Source organism: Streptomyces sp. C (genome assembly GCF_000158895.1).
Lineage (GTDB): Bacteria > Actinomycetota > Actinomycetes > Streptomycetales > Streptomycetaceae > Streptomyces > Streptomyces racemochromogenes.
On sequence record NZ_GG657750.1, the window covers coordinates 4,969,127 to 4,991,730 of the forward strand.

Here is a 22,604-nt window from a genome sequence, read left to right on the forward strand (position 1 = left end):
CGGCCCGCCCGCGCCCGGCGCAGGCGGTCCCGCGGCGAGGGCGGGCCGCCGGGGCGACCGGGGCCAGGTCGCCCTGGAGTACATCGGCTTCGTACCGATCCTGCTGTTCGTCGCGCTGTGCGGGATCCAGCTGGGCTGGATCGCGTACGTCCACGAACAGGCCGACACCGCCGCCCGCACGGCGGCCCGCGTGGAGGCCCGCAAGGGCTCGGGCGGCGCGGCCGCCGGCCAGGCGGCCGTCCGGGGCGGCCTCACGGCCGAGGTGGCCATCAGCAAGAGCGCCGACGCCGTCACCGCCACCGTGACCATCTCCATCAACTCGATCGTGCCCGGCCTGTCCGTCGACCCGGCCAAGGCCACTGCCGTGATGCCCAACGACGACCCGAAGGGACCGTGACCATGAGCCTGCGTTCCCGGGTCAACACCCCCGACGACCGCCACAGCCCCCGCGAGGACGGCCGGCTCGTCTCCTCCTACCGCGCCAAGCTGCTGGAGGAGATCGACCTCGCCGAGATGTCCGCGCTCGCGCCCGCCGAGCGCCGGGCGCGCCTGGAGCGCGTGCTCGGGCACATCATCAGCCGCGAGGGCCCCGTCCTCTCCACCGCCGAACGCGCCCAGCTGATCCGCCGCGTCGTCGACGAGGCGCTCGGCCTCGGCGTGCTCGAACCGCTCCTCGAAGACGCCTCCGTCTCCGAGATCATGGTCAACGGCCCCGACCAGATCTTCGTGGAGCGCTCCGGCCGGGTCGAGCAGCTCCCCATCCGCTTCGCCTCGCACGAGCAGCTGATGCAGACCATCGAGCGCATCGTCTCCACCGTCAACCGGCGCGTGGACGAGGCCAATCCGATGGTCGACGCGCGCCTGCCCAGCGGCGAGCGCGTCAACGTCATCATCCCGCCGCTCTCCCTCACCGGCGCGACCCTCACCATCCGCCGCTTCCCGCGCGCCTTCACCCTGCACGAGATGATCGCCCTCGGCTCCCTCGACGAGCAGATGCTGCTCCTGCTCTCCGGGCTGGTCCAGGCGAAGATGAACCTGATCGTCTCCGGCGCCACCGGCACCGGCAAGACCACCCTCCTCAACGCCCTCTCCGGACTGATCCCCGAGGGCGAGCGCGTCATCACCATCGAGGACTCCGCCGAGCTCCAGCTCCAGCAGGCGCACGTCATCCGCCTCGAATCCCGGCCCGCGAACGTGGAGGGCAAGGGCCAGATCACCATCCGCGACCTCGTACGCAACTCCCTGCGCATGCGCCCCGACCGCATCATCGTCGGCGAGGTCCGCGGCGGCGAGACCCTCGACATGCTCCAGGCGATGTCCACCGGCCACGACGGCTCCCTCGCCACCGTCCACGCCAACAGCTCGCAGGACGCCCTGATGCGCCTCCAGACCCTCGCCTCCATGTCCGAGGTCGAGATCCCCTTCGAGGCCCTCCAGGACCAGATCAACAGCGCCGTCAACGTCATCGTCCAGCTCACCCGCTTCGGCGACGGCTCGCGCCGCGTCACGGAGATCTCCATCCTCGACTCCCACGGCCGCGAGCCGTTCCGGATCACCACCGTGTGCCGCTACATCGCCCAGCCCATGGGGGCCGACGGGCGCGTGCACGGCTACTTCGCCTACGCCCCGCTGCCCCGCCGGATCGCGGAGCGCCTCTACATGAGCAACCAGCCCATCCCCCAGGCCTTCGGGGTCGCCCCGCCGGAGGACCACCTCGACCCGCTGACCTCCCGGACCGTGCTGTGACGAACCTCGTCCTCCTCACCCTCGGCGCCACGCTGCTGGCGGGCCTGTTCGTGTCCCTCGGCGTGCACGCGTACTCGGCCGGGCTCGCCCAGCGCGCCGCCCTCATCGACCGGCTCTCCGCCGAGGGCGCCCCCGACCCCGTCGGGCGCAGGCGTCGCTTCCAGGGCCTCGACCGGCGCCTGCGCAGGACGCAGCTGGGCCGGCGCATCGAACTGAAGCTGGCGACCACCGGCCTGGACCTCACCCCGGGCGAGTTCTTCGCGTACGTGCTGATGGCCGTCGCCGGGGTGTGGCTGGTCTCCGCCTCCCTCCTCGCGCCCTTCTTCGGCCCGGTGGCCGGCCTGATCGGGCTGTGGGCCGCCAACGCCTTCCTCAACTGGCAGCGGGCCCGGCGTACGGAGCGGTTCATCAACCAGCTGCCCGAGCTGGCCCGCATCCTCGCCAACGCCACCCAGGCCGGGCTCGCCCTGCGCACGGCCATCGGGATCGCGGCGGAGGAGCTGGAGGCCCCGGCCGGGGAGGAGCTGTCCCGGGTCGCGGACCGGCTCGCGGTCGGCCACTCCATCGAGGAGGCGCTCGGGGAGATCGTCGAGCGGCTCCCGTCCCGCGAGCTGGTCGTCCTCGTCTCCACCCTCGTGCTGTCCGCCCGGGCGGGCGGCGCCATCGTCGGCAGCCTGCGGAACCTGACGGTGACGCTGGAGCAGCGCAAGGAGACGCGCAGGGAGATCCGTACGCAGCTCTCGCAGGTCACCGTGACCGCGTACCTCGTCCCGGCGATCGGACTCGGCTCCCTCCTCCTCGTCGACCTGATGATGCCGGGCGCGCTGGACCGGATGACGGGCGCCTGGATCGGGCAGACGGCGGTGCTGATCGCGCTCGGCCTCTTCACCCTCGGGTTCGTCCTCATCCGCCGCCTGTCGAAGATCGACGTCTGAGGGGCCGGCCGCCGCGATGAACACCTACCTCCCCTTCCTCCTGGCCCTGGCAGCCGCCCTGTCCGTCTTCGGGATCCTCCACGGCGTCCGGCTCTACCGCGCCGACGTCAAACTCCCGACCGACCTCGCCCTCGCCCTGGAGGTCGGCGCCACCCGCACGACCGCCGTCGGCTCCGTCGTCGACCGCCTCGGCATCCGCTGGGCGCCGCTGGTGCTGCGGCTGATGGGGCCCAAGCAGGTGGCCCGCAAGCGCCGCCAGATCGACATGGCGGGCAATCCGGCCGGCCTCACCATCGACCGCTACGCCGCCCGGCGCGCGGTCTACGGCTTCCTCGGCGGCCTCGGCGCCCTCGCGATGCTGATGAACGGCAAGCTCGTCCCCGCCCTCCTCATGATCGCCTTCGGGCTGTTCTGGATCGAGGCCGGGCTGTGGTCGGCGATCCGGATCCGCCGGGACAACATCGAGCGGACCCTGCCGGACTTCCTCGACGTCCTCGCGGTCGTCGTCAGCGCCGGGCTGGGCTTCCGCCAGGCCCTCGAACGCGTCGCGGGCAAGTACGAGGGCCCGTGGGCGGACGAGATCCGGATCACGCTCCAGCAGATGGACATGGGCGTCAGCCGCCGCCAGGCCTTCGACGAGCTCCGCCGCCGCAACGACTCCGAGCAGGTCGCGCAGTTCGTCACCGCCCTCCAGCAGGGAGAGGAGCTGGGCTCCCCGATCGTGGAGACCCTGATCGCCATCGCCGAGGACATGCGGCGCACGGACGCCCAGAACGCCCGCCGGCGCGCCGCCCGGGCCGTCCCGAAGGCCACCTTCGCGGTGACCATGTTCATGCTGCCCGGGACCCTGATCCTCCTCGTCTGCGGCTTCGTCTACGGCGCGAACGTCGACTTCGGCGCGCTGCTGGGGGGCGGCTGAGCCATGTTCCCGGAACGCCTGGAAGCCAACGCCCTCCAGGCCCTGTGCAGGCAGGTCTTCGCGGTCCGGCTGGTCATGATCCCCCTGGGCGCCCCGCTCGCCCTGGGCCGGACGGCCCCCGGCGCCCCCACGTACCTGGTGGCGACCTCCGTCGCCCTCACCTTCCTCCTCTCGTACGCCCTGTTCCGCGACTGGGAGCGCCTCGGCCCGCTGCTGCTGCGCCACCGGTGGCTGCTGGCGGCGGACATGGCGGTGGGCGCGCTGCTGCTGGTCACCGCGACCCCGTCGTCGCCGCTGGGCCTGGTGGCCCTGGGCACCCCCCTCCTCTCCGGGCTGGTGTACGGCTGGCGGGGCTCGGCGGTCTTCGCGGCGGCGCAGACGGTGGTGGTGGCCGCCCTCGGAGGCGGCCTGGTCCTCTCCTTCCTGTGCGTCCTCTCCGGCGCGGCGGGCTCCTCGGTCCGCGACTTCCTCTTCCGCCTCTCCGAGACCCGGGCACGGCTGACGGCGGCCGAGGCGGTCCGGGAGGAGCGGGAACGGCTGGCGCGGGAGATGCACGACTCGGTCTCCAAGACCCTGCACGGCCTGGCCCTGGCCGCGGACGCGCTCGCGCGTACCCCGGACCCGGCGTCGATCCGTGCCCAGGCCGAGCAGGTGGCCTCGGCGGCCCGCCGCGCGGCCTCCGAGTCCCGTGCCCTGCTGACGGACCTGCGGGCCGAGCCCGTCCTCCTCCTCCCGGCGCTGCAGGCGCTGGACGCGCGGGTCCGGGTCACGGGCGCGGTCCCGGCCCTGCCTCCGTCCGTGGCCCGGCACGTGGTCGCCGTGGCCGCCGAGGCGGTGGAGAACGTACGCCGCCACGCGGGGGCGTCGGAGACCCTGCTCACCGTCTCGGCGACCGGTACGCACCTCACCGTCTCGGTGGAGGACGACGGCCGGGGCCTGCCGGCGCAGCTCCCCTCCGCGGGCCACTTCGGCGTGCGCGGAATGCGGGAACGCGCGGCGGCGATCGGAGCCGCCCTGTCCCTGGGCCCCCGCCCGTCCGGCCGCCCGGGCACCCGTGTCCGTCTCTCGCTCCCGCTGGAGGGGATCCGATGACCCTGACTCCGACCCGGATCGACGTCCTGATCGCCGACGACAACCCGGTGGTGCGGGCCGGGCTGAGCGCGCTGCTGGCCACCGCGGGGGACCTCCGGGTGGTGGCGCAGGCCCGAGACGGCAGGGAGGCCCTGCACCTGACGCGGCTCCACGCCCCGGACGTGATCCTGCTGGACGTCCGGATGCCGGGGGTGGACGGCATCTCGGCGCTGCCGCACCTGGTGTGCCTGGCGCCGGTCCTGATGCTGACGTACAGCCAGGAGTCGGAGGTCGTCCGCGAGGCCCTCCTCCTGGGCGCGGTCGGCTACCTGATCCACGGCGAGTTCACCGCGGACGAACTGGTCCGGGCCGTACGGGACGCCCGCGACGGCCGAGCCCACTTCACCCCGACGGCGGCCACCGCGGTCCTCGCGGAGCTGCGATCCTCTTCGCAAACGCAACCTTCTGTGGCACAGTCGACGGAGCGCGTGCACAACTCCGTTGTCTTCGGGCTGAGTTCGCGGGAGGTGGAGATCATGGACCTGATCGCGTCCGGCATGAACAACCAGCAGATCGCCGGCGCCTGCTTCATCAGCGAGAAGACGGTCAAGAACCACATCAACCGCATCTTCGCGAAGCTCCAGAGCACGAGCCGCAGCGAGGCGATAGCCCGCTGGCTGGGAACCGCCCGTCCGGGGGTGACCGGTCGTGGGTAGACGCCGTGCGCAATGGGACCGTATTTGGGCCCCGGGACCCTTGGTTATCTCTCGTCACTCCCCGTACCGTCCGCAGATCGACAGCGGAACCGGACCGGGAGGGACCCCCTATGTCGAACAACACGCTGGCCAGGTTGCGGAAGCGGTACGCGGGCAAGGGCGCGAGGGATCGCGGGCAGACGGCGTTCGAGTACCTGGGGATCATCCTGGTGGTCGTGGTGATCATCGGGGCGATCGTCGGTACGGGTATCGGGCAGGCCATCACGAACAAGATCACCACTGCGGTCGCGAGCATCACTGCCGGGAAGTGAGGCGGCAGGGGCTGCGGGACGAGCGGGGGCAGGCGTTCCCCGTCTACATCGTGGTGGTGGTGGGCCTGCTTTTCGCGGCCCTGGCCTTCTTCGTCGTAGGCCAGGCAGGGGTGACGCGCAGCAATGCGCAGGGTGCTGCGGACGCTGCTGCCCTCGCCGCGGCCGGGGAGGCCAGGGACAACACCTTCACGGGGCTCGACCTGCTCGGCCTCACGCCGACGGACTGGGCGAAGCTCGTGGACGGTGACCTGCTCACGGGGCGCGGAGCATGTGCCAAGGCGGCCGAGTTCGCGGCTCTGAACGATGCCGTCGCCGAATGTGAAGCGGCCCTCCCGGTAGTCAGTGTCACCGTGACCACGAACGGGACCGTCGGGGAGTCCGTGGTGCCGGGCACTGAGGGCGTTCACGGCAAGGCCACGGCCAAGGCACGTATCAAGCCCCGGTGTTCGCTGGCCTCGGTCCCGACTCCTCCGACGCCCACACCGACCCCGGACCCGACGTCGAGCCCGAGTCCGAGCCCGAGCTCCACGCCGGGGGCGGGAAGCGTCAAGTTCGTCTGCGACGGGGAGCCACTCACTTTGGACCTGGCGCATCCGGGCTCACTGAGCAAGCTGGCGAAGGCCCTGTTCACGGTCCGGCTGATCGATTGACACGTACACGAGATAAGGAAGCTGCGTAGATGAGCACTCGGCACTCGGTGAAGGTTCGCGGGGGAGTGGCTGCCGTGGCTGCGGTCGTTCTGGCGATCACGGTGGCGGGGTGCGGCGGGGGAGACGACAAGCCCAAGGCCGCCCCGGGGCCTTCGTCGGCGAAGTCGCAGGGAGACTCCTCCAAACCGCAGGCGCCGAGCGGTGAGCCCAAGCCCGCCCCGACGGAGGTGCTCGCAACGGTCAACGGCGAGCAGGGCATGACTCTCACCATCAACTCGGCCGTGCGCGATGCAGGCGGCTTCCTCACGATCAGCGGGCAGCTCAAGAACACGGGCAGTCAGGCCTTCGGCAGCACTGCGGCGTGGCGGGGCAACGAACTCAACAGCAGCGGTTCCTCCGTCGCCGGCGTGACACTCGTCGACAAGGCGGGCAAGAAGCGCTACTACGTGTTGCGGGACACGGAGGGCAGGTGTCTGTGCACCACGGGATTGACCATCATTGAGGCCGGCCAGACAGTGCCGTTCTTCGCGCAGTTTCCTGCACCGCCAACCAGCACGAATCAGGTGGACTTCAACATGCCCACCTTCGCCACGGCCACCGTCAAACTCTCCGGGTGACCCCATGACACAACGCCACCGCGTAGCCGCAGCCACAGCCGTAGCCGGGCTCGTCATCGCCGGCACCCACCTCCTCGGCGCGACAAGCGCCCACGCCGACGACCCCAAGCCCTCCGTGCCGCCCGGCACGGAGCCGTCGGCCGCCGCGCCCGTGCCGATCGACTCCAACGCCCCCGGCCTCAAGATCCCCCAGGGCGGCACCCTCGCCCCCATCAAGGTGCTCGACATCGCCGAAGTCGTCGAAGACCTCGGCGGTGAGCAGCGCCGTCAGGAAACCAACCAGAACGTCATGATGGCCCTGCAGTCCGAGGTCCTCTTCCCGGAGAACAGCGCCGTCTTCAACGCCCAGGCCGCCTCCCGCATCCAGGCCATCGCGCAGGAGATCAACACCCAGAAGGCCACCCGCATCCGAGTCTTCGGCTTCACCGACGACCAGGGCAGCTACGAACACGGCAAGGAACTCTCCAAGCAACGCGCCGACGCCGTCCAGGCCGAGCTGGCCAAGACCGTCACCAACCCCGCCGTCACCTACGACGTCCGCGGCTACAGCGAGGACTACCCGATCGCCGACAACAGCACCGAGGAAGGCCGCAAGAAGAACCGCCGGGTCGAGATCACCTTCCCCCGCGGCGCGCCCGGCTAGGCGTCGGCGGGACCGTCCCCCCCGTGGGGAGCAGGCCCCGCCGACAGTGACGGCGAGGGGGACGGCGAGGGGGACGGCGACGGTCACCAGTACATGACCGACGCGCCCCCGGCACCCCAGGTGGAGTACATCCGGACGCGGAGGACGTAACGGCGGCCCGCGAAGAGCTTGACCTCGAAGCGGCCGTTGCGGTCCTCGCCGCTGTCGTCCTCTCCGGTGACGAAGCGGAGGTCCTCACCGCCGGCCGCCTCGAAGAGGACCATCTTCACGTCGGCGTTGCCGAAGGTCCCGAACCGGTAGGTCTGACTGGCATCGGGGACCACCTCGAAATCGGCCTGCTCTCCCGTGCCGAGGCCCAGGACCGCCGACTGGAACGGCTTCAGCTCGGGCACGTGGGGCGACAGCGGCGGATACCAGGTGCGCACGTACTCCTTGTCCTGATCGGACAGCTTGAGCGGGGAAGGGATCCCGGCGTTCCGATATTCCTCCGGCGTCTTGATCAGGCCGGGTTCGAAGCCGTACTCCATGACCGACTTCACGTCCCACTTCGAGCCGGCCACCTGGTGCGTGGAGAGCTTGCGGATGATGTTGTGGTAGGTCGTCTCCCGCGGCCAGAAATTGGGCGAGCCCGCCATGTAGCGGTAGACCTCGTCCTCGTCCCACTCGATGCCGGCGAACGGGTTCTGGTGTTCATGGCAGAAGCCGATCGCGTGCCCTATCTCGTGCCGGACCGTGGCTTTGCCGTAAGGCGTGGTCGGGTCCCACCCGAAGTTCATCGTGGCCTCTCCGGAACCGATGCCGAGGCAGTCCGTACCCACGTAGGACCAGGACCCGTCATCGGCGAAGGTGATCCGGATCTCCGATTCCGGAGGGTTGTCCTCGGGACGGAACCGCAGCCCGATCCCGAGGCTTTCCCACTCCTCGAAACCGTTGTGGACCTCCGTCAGCCACGCCTTCGCCACACCGTTGCCGGTGCCGTCGAGGAAGCTGTACCGCACTTGGGTGCCGTTCACCCACTTCGACCGGTTGGCAAGTATCGCCCTGGTCCGGGGAAGGCTCAGGTCCGGGGGTAGTTCGGGGATTCTCTGCGGAGGCTGGGCGCAGTACCGCCGGGCAGTCTCCTCCTGCTGAGTGGCCATGGTGGTGCTCCTGACTTCGTGTTCGCGACGCGTGTACTCACACGTCCACGTTCACGGCACCGGGGAAGGACATGGCGAAACATCCCATCGCCTGTGTTGGTTCCGGCATTCCCGGGTTGCGCCCGGGCCGTTGGTGATTGACCGTTGAAGGGTCAATCCTCATCTGGCGTATGAGTGGTGGAATGTTCGACGAGTGATTACCGTTGACGGATCAGGGTCGAACCGATTCCCCTGATTTCATGCTGCTCCTGATGCCGCTGCCGTGCATCCCGGGCGGACGGCGACCGGCGGAAGAACCGCCGGGTCGAGATCACCTTCCCCTGCGGCGCGGCCGGCCAGGCACTGCGCGGTGGTGCGTTGGTGCGTCCGTTCGTGGGGCGTGTGTAGGCCGATCTGCTGACGTCGGCTCCTCCGGACTCAAGGCGCCGGGGTTGTTGTCCGTTTATCCCAAGGACGTTCATACCCCTTTCCTTCCGGAGGAGCGCTTCGATGAGTCGTGAGCACAGGGCCACGTCCCTCCTGGGTACCGTCGCCCGCAGTCGGGCCTGGACCGCGGGAGGCGCGCTGGTGTCCCTCTCGCTGGTACTCGTGGGCGTGGCGGGCCCGGCCGTCGCGGCGGGGACGCCGGCGGTACCGGCCGCGGCCGGTGTGAGCAACCCGTGCGGCTCGCACGACCACCCCGACGGCCGTCCGTCGCAGGGCGAGGAGTCAAGGGACGAGGGCTCCGAGGACGACGACAACGACGATTACGGCACCCGGCGCCAGGACAAGTGCCCCCCGAAGGGCATCCCCGGCCCGCAGGGACCGGAGGGCCCCCAGGGCCCGCCCGGTGAGCAGGGGCCGGCCGGCCCCAAGGGCGAGACTGGATCACAGGGTCCGGCGGGCGCGCAGGGCGAGACGGGCGCGACGGGCGCCCAGGGCCCCAAGGGCGATACCGGATCACAGGGTCCGGCGGGTGCGCAGGGCCCGCGGGGCGAGACGGGCGCGACCGGCGCCCAGGGCCCCAAGGGCGACACCGGTGCCCAGGGCCCGGCCGGCGCGCAGGGCCCGCAGGGCGAGACGGGTGCGACCGGGGCCCAGGGCCCCCAGGGTGGGACCGGGGCTCAGGGCCCGCAGGGTCCGCAGGGCGAGACGGGTGCGACGGGGGCTCAGGGCCCGCGGGGCGAGACGGGTGCGACCGGCGCGCAGGGGCCGGTCGGTCCCACCGGGCCGTGCGTCGACGTGTCGACCTCGTGGGACGAGAACGAGGTCAAGTACAAGGCCGTCCTGCTGCCCAACGGCACCGCGCTGGCCGGCGTCTACGACTTCAACGCCAACAACCCCACGCAGCCCGCCTACACCTGGTACAACCTCTCCGGGAACTCCACGGGCTACCCGCCCAACCCCTGCGGCATCACGATCGCGGAGACCAGCAACGAGGTCATCGTCGAGGTGGTCACCACCACCGGGGAGATCTACGAGACCACCTGCCCCGTGGTCCGCGGCGAACCGGACCTCCTCGCCTGTCCCACCACCCGGATCTGGAACGCGGCCGTGCCGCAGCCGCCGGGATCCACCCCGCCACCTCCCCTCGCCAAGAGCGGGAAGCGCTGAAGCGGCGTGTCGCGGCAGGAGGCGAACCCTCAGATGGGGTGCGGGGGGACCATCAGGTTGTAGATCTCCACGATCTTCGTGTCGAACTGCGGCGTCCCGAGTTCCTGCGAGGCGGGGATGAGCACGTCCTCCAGGAACCGCTGGTAGTCCTCCGTTGACTCCCACACGTCGATGACCACCCACCCGTCCGGGTCGCCGGGCATCGCCGCGTGGGAGATGAGTCCGGCGGGCGGTTTCGTGACGTCGGGGAGTACGCGGTCGTGCAGGGTCTGGTAGAGCTCCCGGTCCCATCCCGCGCCCGTGTTCTGCACCAGAACGGCCATGGCGACCCCTCGCTTCCTGATCGCCCCCGGGTACGACGCTACGCCGCCCGGTGCCCGCCGGCGAGACGGTCGGGGTCAGCCGTCCAGCAGGTGGTCCGCCTTGCCGGCCTTGATGTCTCGGATCAGGGCCGACAGGGCCGCCCGGCTGTCCGTGAGCGGGCGGTCCTCCTGTCCCGCGACGGCGATGTAGCTGTTGCCGTCCCCGTCCACCCCGATCCGGTAGCAGCTCGCTCCTTCGCCGCAGAAGGCGTCTTCCCAGGTGATGTCAGCCATGGTGTCCTCTCAGAGTTGTTGGGCCAGGTCGTGGATGAAGTCCCGGGACGCGGCGGGCGGGAGGCTGAGCCGCTCCGTCCAGTCCAGCTGGGCACGGTATTTCGCCAGTTGGGCTTCGGTGTGCAGGAAGTCGGGGCCGTGCGTGCTGTCGACCTGCACGGTGTCGAGCTGGGGAATGGGCCCTTCCAGGTAGTTGACCGTCTGGCCTGCGCCGGGGAAGCCTCCCGCCTCGAAGGTGAGAACGCGGAGGATGATGTTCTCCCGTTCGGACATGTGAACCAGGTACTCCAGCTGAGCCCGTGCCACTTTGCGTCCGCCGAACTGCATGCGCAGCGCCGACTCGTGCACGACGGTGGCGTACTCGGGTGCCGTCGCGCCCTCCAGGACCCGCTGGCGCTCCAGCCGATGCGCCAAACGCAGCCTCACCTGCTCCTCCGGGAGGGGCGGTACCACGAAGCGGAAGAGGGCCATGGCGTGTTCGCTGGTCTGCAGCAGACCGGGGATGTGGACCGAATGCGCGCACCGCATCCGCGTCGCGTGTGACTCCAGCTCGGCGATGTCGAGCACGGCAGCCGACAGGGAACCCCGGTAGCGCTCCCACCAGCCGCGCTTGCGGTTCTGCGCCATGGCGACGAGGGCGTCGATGTACTTCTCGTCCCCGCAGTCGCAGTGGCAGGCCAGCGAGCGTAGACGCTCCTCGCTGATGGCGCGGATCCCCTGCTCGATGGCGGAGACCTTGGACCGGTCGATGCCGAGCAACCCGGCAGCGGATTCGGCCGATACGTCAGCTGCGAGTCTCATCCTGCGCAGCTCGGCGCCCAGTCGCTTCTGCCGTTCAGTCGGCGAGGTACGTGGCGGCATGGGTGCAGTCTGCCGTGTCGCGGCCCATCGGATCCACGGGGTTGCTCAATCCCACAGGCGGGTGGCCAATAGCCCACCGATCGCGCTACATTCGGTAGCGCACCGCTCACGCAGGGGAGTCGAAGTGCATCGCCGCAGCATGCCTCGGCCTCGGCGACGAGCCACCTCCCCGCCCGCCTGAGCCAACCGTGCGCGTCGAGCTTCCGATGCCAATCCGCCGTCACAGTCGACGACTTGGGAGCCGAAGATGCTCAGCCCGCTCAACCCCTTCACCGCGAACCTCTACGCCGCCCCCGCCTCGTGCCCCGTCGCCCCCGAGGGCGACCCCGTCGAGCCGTCCGGGCTGTCGTGCAGCGTCACGCTGCCCGCCTCCGCCCGGTCCGCCGGGATCGCGCGGCACGTGGTGCGGGCCGCGCTGCGGGCGTACGCGCTCGATCCGCTCGAACCCACCGCCGTCCAGGCGGCCTCCGAACTCATGGGCTCCGCCTGGCGGATGGATCCGTACGGGGAGGCCTACCTCTCCCTCCGGCACCGCGACGACGCCCTCCGCCTGATCGTCTACGACGGCCACTCCGCGTACGCCCACCCCCGCCTCGCCGCCCTCTGCGAAGCCCGCCGCCGGGCCACCCTCCGGGTCTTCGCCGCGCTCGTGCGCGACCACGGCGGGGAGTGGGGCGTCGGCCCCTCGCGGGAGCCCGGTGGCGGGACGCGGACCTGGGCCACGCTGCCGCTGCCGGCCTGAGCGTCGCGGACGTCGCTGACGTTTGTCACTGTCGTCCCGCCCCAACTCGGCCCAGGGTAGGAGGAGATGGAGTCGGCGAGGGGGGCGGGCGCGTGACCGCGACGGAGTGGGTGACGGGGATGGTGACGGCCGGGCCCGGCAAGGCCGGTGTGGCGCGGGTGTGGGTGCGGTCGCTGGTGGAGGTGGTCCTGCGGCGGCCGGCGGTGCCAGGGGTGCGGCACTCGGCCGGGGTGCGGCAGCTGGTGCTGCCGCTGGTCGCCATCGAGATCGTGACCTCCTTCCTCGTGTCCTCGATGATCCCGCCCCCGCTCCGGCCCGCCCACGCGGCACTGGAGGTGCTGCTGATCACGGGCGGGCTCGCCCTGGTGGCAGCCCTGGTCCGGCATCCACACCAGGTGGACGGCGAACGGCTGGTCCTGCGCACCGGGTTCCTCGGAGAGGTGACGCTGCCGCGCTCGGCGGTCCGGTCCGTGGCGCCCGTCATCCGGACCGTGGGCGGCCGGGGGCCGCGGCCCGTGCCGGAGGAGCCGGAGGCGGTGGCCTGCTCGGTGGGCGGCTCGCTGGACGTGGCCGTGCGCCTGGACCCGCCGGTACGCCTGGACCTGGGCGCCGCCGGCGTGGTCGACGCCAGGACCGTGTACGCCTCGGCCGACTCCCTCCCCGCCCTTTCCGCGGCCCTGCGGGCGGCCTGAGGCCTGTCCCGTGAATGAGGGGCGGGCGTGACCGGCTCGGCAACCGGAGGGGAGTCCGTCGCGTCCCATTCCGGGGGTGGTGCACATGGACGGGACGGAGCCCGGGACGGGTTCTCGTGTGGCTGGTGCCGCGCTCGTGGTGACTGCCTCAGTCGTGGTGTACGGCTGGGCGCGCTGGTGCTTGAGTGGGACGTCCGCGCCCTCCATGACGGTCGCCGTCGGGTTCGGCGCGGTACTGGTCGTGGGCGCCGGGGTCGGCTACCTCCGGCTCGTCGGGGGCAGCGCCGGTGTCTTCGGGGCGATCCTTCTGGCTCTGGGGCTGTTGACGGCGGTGGCGCTCGCCGACCGGACGGCCGCGCGCGGGGAGGTCGCAGACTGTGTGGTCTCCGAGCTCCACGAGAAGACCGACGTTTCCTTGGGTGAGGGCGAGCCCCCGCCCAGGACCGTCTACCGCCACGTGTTGAGCTGCCCGGGCGGCTACCCGAGCGAACTCAAGGACGACCGGCAGCTGGCCCCGAAGGGCGGACGGATCCGGGTCGCCTACGACCCGGGCCGCCGGGTGTCGCCCGAACCGGAGGACGCCGGTCCGCCGTGGGCGCCGCTCCTGCTCGCCCTGGGACTCCTGGGCGGTTCCACGGCACTGGCCGCCCACCGGCCGACCCGGCAGGAGGGCCCCCGACCATGATCCACCGGGTACTGCCGGCTGTGACCATCCCGCCTCGTCAGGGGGCGACCACGGGTTCCGTCACCCCCACTCCGACCTGTCGGCCAGGCGGCGGTACCACCAGAACCGTGCCCGCCACTGGCGCCGGTGCGCGAACGGGTCCGGCAGAGTACGGCGCAAGAACACCGCATCCATGGGATTCACGAGCCGACCCAGCTCGGCCCGGGCTCGTTCCGGCAGCCGCTCCAGCACCTCCTCCAGCACGTCGCGTGCATGTCTGACGTCGTCGAAGGAACACCCGGTGCACGAGCAGAACGACTCCCTCGGGTACAGCGGACGTCTGCCCGGCTCGTGGAGGAAATCGCGGTACCGTCGCAACGCACGGTCGGTGGCACCCGGGTGGATGTTGAAGCTGTCGCTCAGGTGCTCGGCCCGGTGCACGGCCAGGCTCGCCCTCGCGGAGAGTCCATGGATCCGGAACGGTGGGGTCGGCCCCCAGACGCGGGAGACCGGCTGTTCGGCGCGCAGCCTGCGCGGCCGTCTACGCGGCATCGCCCTTTCGGCAAATGATCACGTGAGCCATGATGCCGGGCACCCATGGCCTGCTGCACCCGGTTTTCCGGCGTCTGCCACGGCGACCACAGACCATCCGGGTAGTTGCGGGACAACCCTCAGGAATTCACTCCCCATTCACCCGGCGTAAAAATTCGGCGCGAAAGTGAGGGTGCGGAACGTTTCGGCATACCGGGCATCGCGTCCGAGGTTCGGATGCCGCCCCGGGCGCGGGGGTACACCCGTCAGTCCTCCACGCGGACCGGCATGAGCAGCGAGTACGTCTCCTCGTCGTCACCGCGGCTGATGGTCAGCGGCCTGGGGCCGGTCCCGGCCTCCAGGACCAGCCGGTCCCGGTCCGCCGCGGCCAGGGCCTCCAGCAGGAAGGCGCGGTTGACGCCGACCCGGTCCCCGGGGGAGGCGTGCTCGCGGACCGAGACCGTCCCCCCGTCCGTCACCTCCAGCACGCTCACGTCGTACGCCGCACCGTCCTGCTCCCGCACCTGGCTGCGTACCGGCCCGCCCCTCAGCGCCTCCCGGAACGCGGGCACGTCCACCGTGGCCCGGCGCCCGGCCGGCAGCCGTGAGAGCCGGCGGTAGTCGGGGAAGCCGGTCCCGCCGCACCGGCCGCCCGCCTGCCGCTCCCCGGCCTCCAGGACCACCCGGTCCCCCTCGACCCGCAGCTCCGCCGACCCCTCGGCGCCGAGCAGCGCCCGCATCGCGTCGACCAGCGGGGACGGGACGACGGCCTGGACGCGCGAGCCGTCGTACTCCCCGGTGCCGGCGCCGGTGACGGCGGTCGCCGAAACGGCCAGCCGGTACCGGTCGGTGGCGACGACCCGCAGCGTCCCGCCCTCGGCGTCGAACAGGACGCCGCCGAGCATCGGCAGCTCCGGATCGGTGCTCGCGGCGAACCGGACCGCGTCCAGCGCGGCGGCCAGCCCGGGCGCGGACACGGTCAGGCGGACGGCGGCGGTGTGCGGGTGGGCGAAGGTCGAACTCATCGGGGTCTCCCTGGCGTCGAGAAGGGCACGGACCGTGGAGAACGCGCGGCGCGCGTCGGAGAGACCGCGCTCCAGCCGGAGCAGGTGCTCGGAGAGCAGCTTCAGCACCAGGGCGTTGTCGGACCCGGACCAGCCGGCCGTCACCAGCCGGATGTCGGCCAGCGGCATGCCGGCCCGCCGCAGGTGCGCCAGCAACCGCGCCTCGTCCAACTGCCCGGGCCCGTACCAGCGGTACCCGCTCACCGGGTCCACCCAGTCCGGGACCAGCACCCCGGCCCCGTCGTAGAACCGCAGCGCGCTCACGCCCAGTCCGCTGTCCCGGGCCATCTCGCCGATACTGCGCATCTCGTTCTCGTTCCCCACGCCCCGGACTCTGGTCCCTGGACCAGGTCGAGGGTCAACCCTGCACGATGCCCGTGCATATGATCGGACCCATCCGTGATGGGGGGAGCGTCATGTCGGGGGATGCAGACCAGGACCGGGCGGGCCTGCGCCTGAACAGCGGGCCGGGGCCGGGGCCGTTGGCCCCTGGTGGGCCAGGGGACTTCGCCTCGACGCCGCAGCAGAAGAAGGCGGCGGCGGGTTTGATCGAGACCGAGTTCGAGCCGAACACCAAGAAGGCCGCCGACCACGCGGACGACGCCACCGCCGCAGCCCAGAAGGGCTTCGACGGCTGGGATACGGCCGCTGGACTGAAGAAGGTCGCGGAGACCTGGGACCAGCAGGTGCAGTCGCTGATGGGCCGGCTCGCCGGAGAGAAGACCGCGTTGCGGGGCGCCTCGGGCCTCTTCACGGGCAACGACACGGCGGTGCACAGCCAGTTCCTTTCGCAGTCGAAGCTGAACCACCTCTGAGGGGGCCGTGGTGCTGACGTACGGCGAAGTGATGACCACGGACCTCGGCCTGCTGACGGCGGCGGCCGCCAAGTGGGACGCGATGGCGGGCGAACTGAAGAAGGTCGAGACCCGCTACGGCGAGACCGTCCAGAAGATCACCCTCGGGAACGACTGGTCCGGCGTGAGTGCCGGGGTGGCCCGCACCAAGTTCGCGGCGACCCGCTACGAGTACTCCGCCGCGCAGAACCAGGCGAAGGCGGTCGCGAGCCTGCTGCGCGGGGCCCACGAGCAGCTCACCGACCTCAAGGCGAAGCTGGAGAGTGCACGCGACGACGCGGTCGCCGCGGGCATGACCGTGTCCGCGGAAGGACGCGTCGCCTTCGATTACGCCAGGCTCACGCCCGCCGAGCGCAGCGCCTACCAGCACGATCCGGACGGTCAGGCCGCCGTCCGCAGCGCCGTCGAGAAGTGGCAGAAGCACATTGACGACCGGGTGAAGGCCGTGTCCGAAGCCGACACGCACGTGAAGGACGCCCTGGAATCGGCCGTCGTCGACAGGAACCGGGACGCCCTGGGGCACGGCAGCGGCGCCGACGAATCCCTGATGGGCTTCAACAACTACGCCGAGGGCGACCTGGCGAAGGCCGAGAAGTACGTCCCGCCGGTCATCAGGCACCGCGAGGACCCCGTGACGGTGACCGGGCCCGCCGCCGGCTTCAGCGTCAGCGGCATCAAGTACGGCAAGGAGGGCTCGGTCAAGGCGTACGCAGACCTCTTCCACGCCACCGTGGACGGAGAGGGCGAACTCGGAGGGCTGAAGCTCTCCGGGGTGGAGGACGTGTACGCGGGAGTCAGGGGCACCGCCAACTACGGCGCCAGCGAGAAGGGCGTCAGCGGCAAGGTCGAGGCGTCCGCCGGCCTTCGGATGCTGGAGGAGGGCCGGGTCGAATACGGTCCGCACGCCGCCTACGGGCGGATCGAGGGCTTCGCCGGAGGCGAGGTCAGCGGCACCGCGAAACTCAACAGGGAAGAGGTCACCGTCGGGGCGAAGTCCTTCGCCGGGATGAAGGGCACCTATGCCGGGGGCGTCGAGTCCGGTGGTCTGGGTGTCGGTGTGGCGGCCGAAGGATGGGCCGGAGCCGGCTGGGAAGGGTCCTTCGGCTGGCGGAAGGACGAGAAGACCGGCGTGTGGGAGGTCGGCGGGAAGGCGGGCGCCGCCGAGCTCTTCGGCGGGGCGGTGGGGCTGGAGATCACCGTGGACCCGGGCAAGATCAAGAAGACCGTCGGTGACGTGGCCCACGAGATCGGCAGCTGGTTCGACTGATGTACGTTTCCGTGGAAGGAGGTTCAGGGATGCCCACGACACTGCCCGTGCCGATCGCGTTCACGCTGCCGACGGGCTGGCAGCCCGTTCCGGCCCCTCCGGAGGTCGCCTACGCAGCCGTGCACCCGCAGCCGGACTCCGGGTTCGCGGCGAACATCACCGTCGACGGCGGACTACCCAAGGAGGACGTGACGCCGGCCGAACTCGCCGACGCGTCGGTCGAGCGGCTGCGGGAGTTCGCCGACTCGGTGGTGGTGACCCACCGCCAGGAGCTCGGCTCCGTCGACGCGCCCGCGCTGGCCCAGCGGGTCACCTTTTCGGCCGTCGCGGGCGATGACCGCCGGGACTTCGTCCAGTCCCAGGTCTACCTGTTCCTGCCGGACGGCGAGGACCCGCGCAAGCGCGCCCTGGTCCGGCTGGCGCTGACGTCCACCGCGGACCAGTACGAAAGCGTCCTGGCGGACTTCCAGGACTTCGTGCGCACGGTACGCCCGGACGACGGGGCGGAGGACTGACCATGGGCCGCCTCTGGGACAAGGTCACCGGCACCAGGTACCCCGACAGGGCGATCAAGCCCCTGCCCACCATGGAGCTCCGGGAAGCGCTCCTCGTGCTGGGCGGCCCCGACGCGCTGTTCCGCGTACGCCATGCCTTCCCGAAGGAGAAGGCCGACCTGGTGGCCGAGCGCCGGATCGCGAAGCTGGACCTGACCGTCAAGATCCGGCTGCGCCTGGTGCCCGGCACCCGAGAGGTGCGCACGCTCGAAGAGCAGTGGGGCAACCTCTCGCACGAGTACTCCGGCAGCAGGCAGTACGGCCGCGGGGGCTCGACCAGGATCGCCCGGACGTGGGAGTTCCAGAAGGGCCCGGACGGCCGCCGGCGCATGGTCGAGACCTTCCGCTACGACTCCCGCGACATGCGGGACCCCCTGCGGAACGCGGTCCTCGCCGCGGGCTGGACCTGGCGAGGCGTCCTCTTCAGGTGGTGACCGGCCCCCGGCCGGCTCAGCCCGCCGCCGCCTTGAACGCCGTCGTGTCGATCTCGCACGAGAAGGGGGCGGGCACCGGCAGGGGGGTGCCGAAGGAGACCGTCCTGTGGGCGCGGTAGCCCTGCGGGGAGGGGTCGGAGAAGCAGGTGATCTCGTCCTCCTGCATGTCGACCACGAGGTACACGGGCACCAGCTGCCCGTGCACCTGGAGCTTCTCCCGCCAGTCCGCGTCCCTGGTGGAGGTCGACGTGAACTCCGCGACGAGGCTCAGGGCCTCCCCGTCACCGTGCCGCTCCTCTGTCAGGAACGCGGACCGGTCGACCACGTAGAGGTCCGGTCCGTAGGCGCGGCCGACTGACGGGAAGCTGAACAAGAACGGTGCGTGGGTGGCCACCTGGTCTGCCGCGACGTGCTCCGTCAACTGTTCCCGCAGGGATTCCATGGGGATGAAGTAGCGAAGCCTGGACCACGCTGACACGACGATCTTCCCCCGGATGAGCTCGGCCTTGTGGCCGTCCGGCGTGTTCATCTCCTCGACCGTGCGCAGCACGTCCTCGAAGGCCCGTTCCCCCTCGGTGACCTCTATGGGCCGGGGTCGCTCGATCATGGCTGTCACCGTGGTCCTCCGGGCGGCGTCGTTGTCTCGTCACGCTGCGTGCCTTCTCCCAGGCTAGCGCGGCGGACCGAGGGCCGCCCCGGTCGCGAGGGCGCTCACCCGTTCGGGGGCGCGCCCGCCTCCAGCAGTCGCAGAGCCGCCTCGCGGGCGCGGAGGGCCGGTTCCGGGCCCGGGGTGAGGGCGGCTACCACCGTGGCGCCCTCGGCCAGGATGAGGAGCTGGTCCGCGAGGGCGGGGGAGTCGGTCAGGGTGCCCAGCAGGGAGCGCAGCTCCGCCTTGTGGCGGCGTACGACGTCCAGCACCGCCGCGGGGCCCGCGCCGAGTTCCCCGTACGCGTTGAGGAAGGCGCAGCCGCGGAAGTCCGGCTCCGAGAACCAGCGCGCCAGCCAGTCGAACACCGCCGGAACCGGCTCCTCGGCTCCCGCCACCGCCTCCCGCAGGCCGCCGATCCAGCGGGCGTCGCGCCGCTCCAGGTAGGCGGCGACCAGGGCGTCCTTCGCCGGGAAGAGCCGGTAGAGCCGCTTGAGCGGTACGCCCGATTCCGCGCGGATGCGGTCCATGCCGACGGCCTGGATGCCCTCGGCGTAGAACAGCGCCTCCGCCGCGTCGAGCAGTCGGGTGCGGGCCTCTTCGTCGTCCATGGGGTGAAGGGTAGTTCAGAACCGCTTGCGCCGAGAACGTTCGTTCTCTACTTTGAGAACGAACGTTCTCCGAGTCGCGATACGAGAGGAGCCTCCCGTGCTCAAGCCCCCGTTCACCGAGGAGACCGCCCGCGCCAAGGTGCAGGCCGCCGAGGACGCCTGGAACACCCGCGACCCCGAGCGCATCGCCCTCGCCTACTCCGGGGACTCCGTCTGGCGCAACCGCGACCGCTTCCTCACCGGCCGCGCCGAGATCCGCGCCTTCCTCGCCGAGAAGTGGGAGCGCGAGCTGGACTACCGCCTGCGCAAGGAACTGTGGGCGTACACCGGCAACCGCATCTCCGTCCGTTTCGAGTACGAGTGGCACGACGCCGGCGGCCAGTGGTGGCGCAGCCACGGCAACGAGCAGTGGGAGTTCGACGACGACGGCCTGATGCGCCGCCGCGAGGCCAGCATCAACGACGTCCCCATCGAGGAGTCCGAACGGCGGCTCCGCGCCTGACCGGCCGTGTCCGTCCCGTACCCTCCTGCCCCGTTTCGGTAGCTTGGCGTGGCGTACGCGCCGGGCGATGCGCGCGGGCAGGAGGTGCAGGCCGGTGCCGGAGTCCAAGCGCGGGAAGCGGGTGGCACGGGGAGCCGGGGCCCTCGACGAGCGGCTGCCGCTGTCCGAGCTCACCCGCGGGGCGCTGCGGAAGGTGTTCCCCGACCACTGGTCGTTCCTGCTGGGGGAACTGGCCCTCTACAGCTTCGTCGTCCTGCTGCTGACCGGCGTGTACCTGTCGTTCTTCTTCGACCCGTCGATGCGCGAGACCCCCTACCGGGGCTCGTACGAGCCGCTGCGCGGCGTCCTCATGTCGCAGGCCTACCTCTCCACCCTGCGCATCAGCTTCGACGTCCGCGGCGGCCTGCTGATCCGCCAGATCCACCACTGGGCGGCCATCGTCTTCCTCGCCGCCATCGGCGCGCACATGCTCCGCGTCTTCCTCACCGGAGCCTTCCGCCGCCCCCGCGAGCTGAACTGGGTGATCGGAGTGACCCTGTTCATGCTGGCGATGCTGGAGGGCTTCGCCGGCTACTCGCTCCCCGACGACCTGCTGTCCGGCACCGGACTGCGCATCGCCCAGGGCGTCATGCTGTCCGTCCCCGTCGTCGGCACCTACCTGAGCTGCTTCGCCTTCGGCGGCGAGTTCCCCGGCCAGGACATCGTCCCCCGCCTCTACCCCGTGCACATCCTGCTGGTCCCCGGCCTGCTGCTGGGGCTGGTCACCGTGCACCTGCTGCTCGTGTTCCACCTCAAGCACACCCACTGGGCGGGCCCCGGCCGCACCGCCCGCAACGCCGTCGGCCTGCCCTTCTTCCCCCAGTACCTGGCCAAGTCCGGCGGCCTCTTCCTCGCCGTCTTCGGGGTCCTCGCCGCGCTCGCCGCCGTCGCGCAGGTCAACCCGATCTGGGTGTACGGCCCCTACCGCGCCGACCTGGTCTCCGACGGCTCCCAGCCCGACTGGTACATCGGCTTCCTGGAGGGCGCCCTGCGGCTGATGCCCGGCGTCGAGACCCGCCTGTGGGGGCACACCATCTCCTGGAACCCCCTGGTGACGGCCGTCCTCATGCCCGGCCTGCTGTTCACCGTGCTCTACGCCTACCCCTTCTTCGAACGCTGGATCACCGGCGACACCGGCGAGCGGCACCTGTGCGACCGCCCCCGCGACCGGCCCGTCCGCACGGCCCTCGGCGCGGCGGCCCTCTCCTGGTACGCGGTGCTGCTCCTCGCCGGGGCCCAGGACATCCTGGCCTTCGTCTTCGCCCTGCCCCTGCCCCCGCTGACCTGGACGCTGCGCGTCGCCCTCTTCGCCGTGCCGGCGGCGGTCTTCTGGCTCACCCGGCGGCTGTGCCTGGCCCTCCAGGCGCACGAGCGGGAGCTGCTGACGGACGGTGCGGAGACCGGCCTGGCGGTGCAGGACGCGGAGGGCGCCTTCCACCCGCGCCACGAGGCGCTCCCGTCCGGCGAGCGGTACACCATGCTCGCCCGGGACCTGCCCGCGCCGCTGGAGTACGACGGCGACCCCACCCGGTCCCTGCCGCGCCGGGCCCTGAACCGCACCCGGGCGGCCGTCAGCACCTGGTTCCACCGCGACCGCGTCCCGTACCCGCTCACCCCGGAGCAGCGCCGCAAGGTCGCCGCCACCCTCGCCGGACCGGACCGGCCGCCCACACCCGGGGACGGCGCCTGAGCCGCTACCGGGGCTAATCGCAGTGCACCGCCCTTTAGGGCGGTAGTGAAGCGATTCTCAGAACTGCTCTGACTCGCAGGTCGCAGCGGACGATTCTGCTGCTCGATGTACTGACGGATGATCGACGGCGGAGCCCCGCCGACTGACCCGGGGAAGTGGGATCCCGACCACAGCTTGTTGCCCCGCCAGTAGTGGCGTCCCCGGTCGGGGAACTCCTGCCGGAGTCGTCGGGAGGACACGCCCTTGAGGCTGTTGACCAGCCTGGGCACGGCGACTTTCGGCGGGAAGTTGACCGACAGGTGCACGTGGTTGGCTTCGCCGTTGAACTCGACCAGCTCGGTCTCGAAGTCGGCGCATACGTCTCGCATGATCTCCTCCATGCGCTTGAGGTGCCGGTCACCGAAGACGTTGTGCCAGTACTTCGTCAGGAAGACCAAGTGCGCGTGCCGAAAGAACGTGCAGCGCCTATCCGTGCGTATGTTCTGATATCCAGCCATAAACCAACTGCAGTATGGTG

General features: G+C 71.1%; 28 protein-coding genes and 1 pseudogene. 20 read left to right on the top strand and 9 right to left on the bottom strand.

All coding sequences use genetic code 11. The features are described from left to right. The 10 genes from SSNG_RS22550 to SSNG_RS22595 form a co-directional block, all read left to right on the top strand. Positions 1–397: TadE/TadG family type IV pilus assembly protein (locus SSNG_RS22550; RefSeq protein WP_007266204.1), on the top strand; the 397-nt coding region annotated here is incomplete at its 5' end. Positions 398–399: 2 nt separating this feature from the next. Next, on the top strand, positions 400–1,746 hold the full coding sequence (locus SSNG_RS22555) for a CpaF family protein (protein ID WP_007266205.1): 1,347 nt from the start codon (positions 400–402) through the stop codon (positions 1,744–1,746). Continuing rightward, positions 1,743–2,681 carry a type II secretion system F family protein gene (locus SSNG_RS22560; protein WP_007266206.1) on the top strand — a complete coding sequence of 313 codons (939 nt, stop codon included), beginning with the start codon at positions 1,743–1,745 and terminating at the stop codon, positions 2,679–2,681. The genes SSNG_RS22555 and SSNG_RS22560 overlap by 4 nt, the downstream gene beginning before the upstream one ends. Before the next feature lie 16 nt (positions 2,682–2,697). Next, positions 2,698–3,600, top strand: a complete 903-nt coding sequence (locus SSNG_RS22565; protein ID WP_042801670.1) for a DUF5936 domain-containing protein — start codon at positions 2,698–2,700, stop codon at positions 3,598–3,600. A gap of 3 nt (positions 3,601–3,603) precedes the next feature. Continuing rightward, entirely contained in the window at positions 3,604–4,692 is a 1,089-nt protein-coding gene (locus tag SSNG_RS22570) for a histidine kinase (protein WP_007266208.1), read from the top strand. After that, entirely contained in the window at positions 4,689–5,387 is a 699-nt protein-coding gene (locus tag SSNG_RS22575) for a response regulator transcription factor (RefSeq protein ID WP_007266209.1), read from the top strand. Before SSNG_RS22570 ends, SSNG_RS22575 begins: the two co-directional genes overlap by 4 nt. 110 nt (positions 5,388–5,497) lie before the next feature. Further along, positions 5,498–5,698 (top strand): hypothetical protein, encoded by a 201-nt coding sequence (locus SSNG_RS22580; RefSeq protein ID WP_007266210.1) that lies wholly within the window; start codon positions 5,498–5,500, stop codon positions 5,696–5,698. After that, entirely contained in the window at positions 5,695–6,348 is a 654-nt protein-coding gene (locus tag SSNG_RS22585) for a pilus assembly protein TadG-related protein (RefSeq protein WP_007266211.1), read from the top strand. The genes SSNG_RS22580 and SSNG_RS22585 overlap by 4 nt, the downstream gene beginning before the upstream one ends. 29 nt (positions 6,349–6,377) lie before the next feature. Further along, a complete protein-coding gene (locus tag SSNG_RS22590) occupies positions 6,378–6,965 on the top strand; it encodes a hypothetical protein (RefSeq protein ID WP_007266212.1) in 588 nt (195 codons plus the stop codon). A gap of 4 nt (positions 6,966–6,969) precedes the next feature. Further along, complete coding sequence (locus SSNG_RS22595) at positions 6,970–7,608, top strand: OmpA family protein (RefSeq protein ID WP_007266213.1); 639 nt, start codon at positions 6,970–6,972, stop codon at positions 7,606–7,608. 83 nt (positions 7,609–7,691) lie between these two features. On the opposite strand, the gene SSNG_RS22600 is transcribed toward SSNG_RS22595, so the two are convergent. Next, positions 7,692–8,747 (bottom strand): M12 family metallopeptidase, encoded by a 1,056-nt coding sequence (locus tag SSNG_RS22600; RefSeq protein WP_007266214.1) that lies wholly within the window; start codon positions 8,745–8,747, stop codon positions 7,692–7,694. 489 nt (positions 8,748–9,236) lie between these two features. Between SSNG_RS22600 and SSNG_RS44915 the strand changes: the two genes are divergently transcribed. Continuing rightward, entirely contained in the window at positions 9,237–10,340 is a 1,104-nt protein-coding gene (locus tag SSNG_RS44915) for a collagen-like protein (RefSeq protein WP_007266215.1), read from the top strand. A gap of 29 nt (positions 10,341–10,369) precedes the next feature. On the opposite strand, the gene SSNG_RS22610 is transcribed toward SSNG_RS44915, so the two are convergent. The 3 genes from SSNG_RS22610 to SSNG_RS22620 form a co-directional block, all read right to left on the bottom strand. Continuing rightward, positions 10,370–10,663: a hypothetical protein gene (locus tag SSNG_RS22610; protein ID WP_007266216.1), complete on the bottom strand. Its 294-nt coding sequence runs from the start codon at positions 10,661–10,663 to the stop codon at positions 10,370–10,372. 75 nt (positions 10,664–10,738) lie between these two features. After that, positions 10,739–10,936 carry a hypothetical protein gene (locus tag SSNG_RS22615; protein WP_007266217.1) on the bottom strand — a complete coding sequence of 66 codons (198 nt, stop codon included), beginning with the start codon at positions 10,934–10,936 and terminating at the stop codon, positions 10,739–10,741. Between the two features lie 9 nt (positions 10,937–10,945). Further along, positions 10,946–11,797 (bottom strand): helix-turn-helix transcriptional regulator, encoded by an 852-nt coding sequence (locus tag SSNG_RS22620; protein ID WP_007266218.1) that lies wholly within the window; start codon positions 11,795–11,797, stop codon positions 10,946–10,948. Positions 11,798–12,044: 247 nt separating this feature from the next. Between SSNG_RS22620 and SSNG_RS22625 the strand changes: the two genes are divergently transcribed. The 3 genes from SSNG_RS22625 to SSNG_RS22635 all read left to right on the top strand — a co-directional run bounded on the left by SSNG_RS22625 (position 12,045) and on the right by SSNG_RS22635 (position 13,916). Next, entirely contained in the window at positions 12,045–12,539 is a 495-nt protein-coding gene (locus SSNG_RS22625; protein WP_007266219.1) for a HAMP domain-containing histidine kinase, read from the top strand. Between the two features lie 92 nt (positions 12,540–12,631). Next, positions 12,632–13,231, top strand: coding sequence for a hypothetical protein (locus SSNG_RS22630; protein WP_042801671.1), 600 nt, complete (start codon positions 12,632–12,634; stop codon positions 13,229–13,231). A 205-nt stretch (positions 13,232–13,436) separates the two neighbouring features. Beyond that, positions 13,437–13,916, top strand: a complete 480-nt coding sequence (locus tag SSNG_RS22635) for a hypothetical protein (protein ID WP_042801672.1) — start codon at positions 13,437–13,439, stop codon at positions 13,914–13,916. 60 nt (positions 13,917–13,976) lie between these two features. On the opposite strand, the gene SSNG_RS22640 is transcribed toward SSNG_RS22635, so the two are convergent. Together SSNG_RS22640 and SSNG_RS22645 are read right to left on the bottom strand one after the other, a co-directional pair. Continuing rightward, positions 13,977–14,336 (bottom strand): hypothetical protein, encoded by a 360-nt coding sequence (locus SSNG_RS22640; protein WP_128637100.1) that lies wholly within the window; start codon positions 14,334–14,336, stop codon positions 13,977–13,979. A gap of 356 nt (positions 14,337–14,692) precedes the next feature. Continuing rightward, a complete protein-coding gene (locus SSNG_RS22645; RefSeq protein WP_042803961.1) occupies positions 14,693–15,796 on the bottom strand; it encodes a MerR family transcriptional regulator in 1,104 nt (367 codons plus the stop codon). Between the two features lie 239 nt (positions 15,797–16,035). On the opposite strand from SSNG_RS22645, the gene SSNG_RS22650 reads away from it, so the two are divergent. The 4 genes from SSNG_RS22650 to SSNG_RS22665 are packed head-to-tail and all read left to right on the top strand — an operon-like array spanning position 16,036 to position 18,599. Beyond that, positions 16,036–16,305, top strand: a complete 270-nt coding sequence (locus tag SSNG_RS22650; RefSeq protein WP_241695100.1) for a hypothetical protein — start codon at positions 16,036–16,038, stop codon at positions 16,303–16,305. A gap of 31 nt (positions 16,306–16,336) precedes the next feature. Then, positions 16,337–17,611, top strand: a complete 1,275-nt coding sequence (locus tag SSNG_RS43035) for a hypothetical protein (protein WP_206731324.1) — start codon at positions 16,337–16,339, stop codon at positions 17,609–17,611. A 29-nt stretch (positions 17,612–17,640) separates the two neighbouring features. Continuing rightward, positions 17,641–18,126 (top strand): hypothetical protein, encoded by a 486-nt coding sequence (locus SSNG_RS22660; protein ID WP_042801673.1) that lies wholly within the window; start codon positions 17,641–17,643, stop codon positions 18,124–18,126. Positions 18,127–18,128: 2 nt separating this feature from the next. Beyond that, positions 18,129–18,599: a hypothetical protein gene (locus tag SSNG_RS22665; protein ID WP_007266227.1), complete on the top strand. Its 471-nt coding sequence runs from the start codon at positions 18,129–18,131 to the stop codon at positions 18,597–18,599. Between the two features lie 16 nt (positions 18,600–18,615). On the opposite strand, the gene SSNG_RS22670 is transcribed toward SSNG_RS22665, so the two are convergent. Together SSNG_RS22670 and SSNG_RS22675 are read right to left on the bottom strand one after the other, a co-directional pair. Then, complete coding sequence (locus SSNG_RS22670; protein ID WP_042801674.1) at positions 18,616–19,206, bottom strand: Uma2 family endonuclease; 591 nt, start codon at positions 19,204–19,206, stop codon at positions 18,616–18,618. A 104-nt stretch (positions 19,207–19,310) separates the two neighbouring features. After that, positions 19,311–19,856, bottom strand: a complete 546-nt coding sequence (locus SSNG_RS22675) for a TetR/AcrR family transcriptional regulator (RefSeq protein WP_007266229.1) — start codon at positions 19,854–19,856, stop codon at positions 19,311–19,313. A gap of 79 nt (positions 19,857–19,935) precedes the next feature. Between SSNG_RS22675 and SSNG_RS22680 the strand changes: the two genes are divergently transcribed. Both SSNG_RS22680 and SSNG_RS22685 read left to right on the top strand, forming a co-directional pair. Then, complete coding sequence (locus tag SSNG_RS22680; RefSeq protein WP_042803964.1) at positions 19,936–20,358, top strand: nuclear transport factor 2 family protein; 423 nt, start codon at positions 19,936–19,938, stop codon at positions 20,356–20,358. A 67-nt stretch (positions 20,359–20,425) separates the two neighbouring features. Further along, positions 20,426–22,087, top strand: coding sequence for a ubiquinol-cytochrome c reductase cytochrome b subunit (locus SSNG_RS22685; RefSeq protein WP_007266231.1), 1,662 nt, complete (start codon positions 20,426–20,428; stop codon positions 22,085–22,087). 95 nt (positions 22,088–22,182) lie between these two features. Here the strand turns inward: SSNG_RS22685 and tnpA are convergent. Further along, a pseudogene (tnpA, locus tag SSNG_RS40120) lies at positions 22,183–22,584 on the bottom strand (IS200/IS605 family transposase); the annotation flags it as partial. Positions 22,585–22,604 lie beyond the last annotated feature (20 nt).

Bases quoted from the DNA above. Each gene is read 5' to 3' on its own strand.
- SSNG_RS22555 (WP_007266205.1), top strand. From the start codon at position 400: ATGAGCCTGCGTTCCCGGGTCAACACCCCCGACGACCGCCACAGCCCC.
- SSNG_RS22565 (WP_042801670.1), top strand. From the start codon at position 2,698: ATGAACACCTACCTCCCCTTCCTCCTGGCCCTGGCAGCCGCCCTGTCC.
- SSNG_RS22570 (WP_007266208.1), top strand. From the start codon at position 3,604: ATGTTCCCGGAACGCCTGGAAGCCAACGCCCTCCAGGCCCTGTGCAGG.
- SSNG_RS22575 (WP_007266209.1), top strand. From the start codon at position 4,689: ATGACCCTGACTCCGACCCGGATCGACGTCCTGATCGCCGACGACAAC.
- SSNG_RS22580 (WP_007266210.1), top strand. From the start codon at position 5,498: ATGTCGAACAACACGCTGGCCAGGTTGCGGAAGCGGTACGCGGGCAAG.
- SSNG_RS22590 (WP_007266212.1), top strand. From the start codon at position 6,378: ATGAGCACTCGGCACTCGGTGAAGGTTCGCGGGGGAGTGGCTGCCGTG.
- SSNG_RS22595 (WP_007266213.1), top strand. From the start codon at position 6,970: ATGACACAACGCCACCGCGTAGCCGCAGCCACAGCCGTAGCCGGGCTC.
- SSNG_RS22600 (WP_007266214.1), bottom strand. From the start codon at position 8,747: ATGGCCACTCAGCAGGAGGAGACTGCCCGGCGGTACTGCGCCCAGCCT.
- SSNG_RS44915 (WP_007266215.1), top strand. From the start codon at position 9,237: ATGAGTCGTGAGCACAGGGCCACGTCCCTCCTGGGTACCGTCGCCCGC.
- SSNG_RS22610 (WP_007266216.1), bottom strand. From the start codon at position 10,663: ATGGCCGTTCTGGTGCAGAACACGGGCGCGGGATGGGACCGGGAGCTC.
- SSNG_RS22615 (WP_007266217.1), bottom strand. From the start codon at position 10,936: ATGGCTGACATCACCTGGGAAGACGCCTTCTGCGGCGAAGGAGCGAGC.
- SSNG_RS22620 (WP_007266218.1), bottom strand. From the start codon at position 11,797: ATGCCGCCACGTACCTCGCCGACTGAACGGCAGAAGCGACTGGGCGCC.
- SSNG_RS22625 (WP_007266219.1), top strand. From the start codon at position 12,045: ATGCTCAGCCCGCTCAACCCCTTCACCGCGAACCTCTACGCCGCCCCC.
- SSNG_RS22635 (WP_042801672.1), top strand. From the start codon at position 13,437: ATGACGGTCGCCGTCGGGTTCGGCGCGGTACTGGTCGTGGGCGCCGGG.
- SSNG_RS22645 (WP_042803961.1), bottom strand. From the start codon at position 15,796: ATGCGCAGTATCGGCGAGATGGCCCGGGACAGCGGACTGGGCGTGAGC.
- SSNG_RS43035 (WP_206731324.1), top strand. From the start codon at position 16,337: ATGACCACGGACCTCGGCCTGCTGACGGCGGCGGCCGCCAAGTGGGAC.
- SSNG_RS22660 (WP_042801673.1), top strand. From the start codon at position 17,641: ATGCCCACGACACTGCCCGTGCCGATCGCGTTCACGCTGCCGACGGGC.
- SSNG_RS22665 (WP_007266227.1), top strand. From the start codon at position 18,129: ATGGGCCGCCTCTGGGACAAGGTCACCGGCACCAGGTACCCCGACAGG.
- SSNG_RS22670 (WP_042801674.1), bottom strand. From the start codon at position 19,206: ATGATCGAGCGACCCCGGCCCATAGAGGTCACCGAGGGGGAACGGGCC.
- SSNG_RS22675 (WP_007266229.1), bottom strand. From the start codon at position 19,856: ATGGACGACGAAGAGGCCCGCACCCGACTGCTCGACGCGGCGGAGGCG.
- SSNG_RS22685 (WP_007266231.1), top strand. From the start codon at position 20,426: ATGCGCGCGGGCAGGAGGTGCAGGCCGGTGCCGGAGTCCAAGCGCGGG.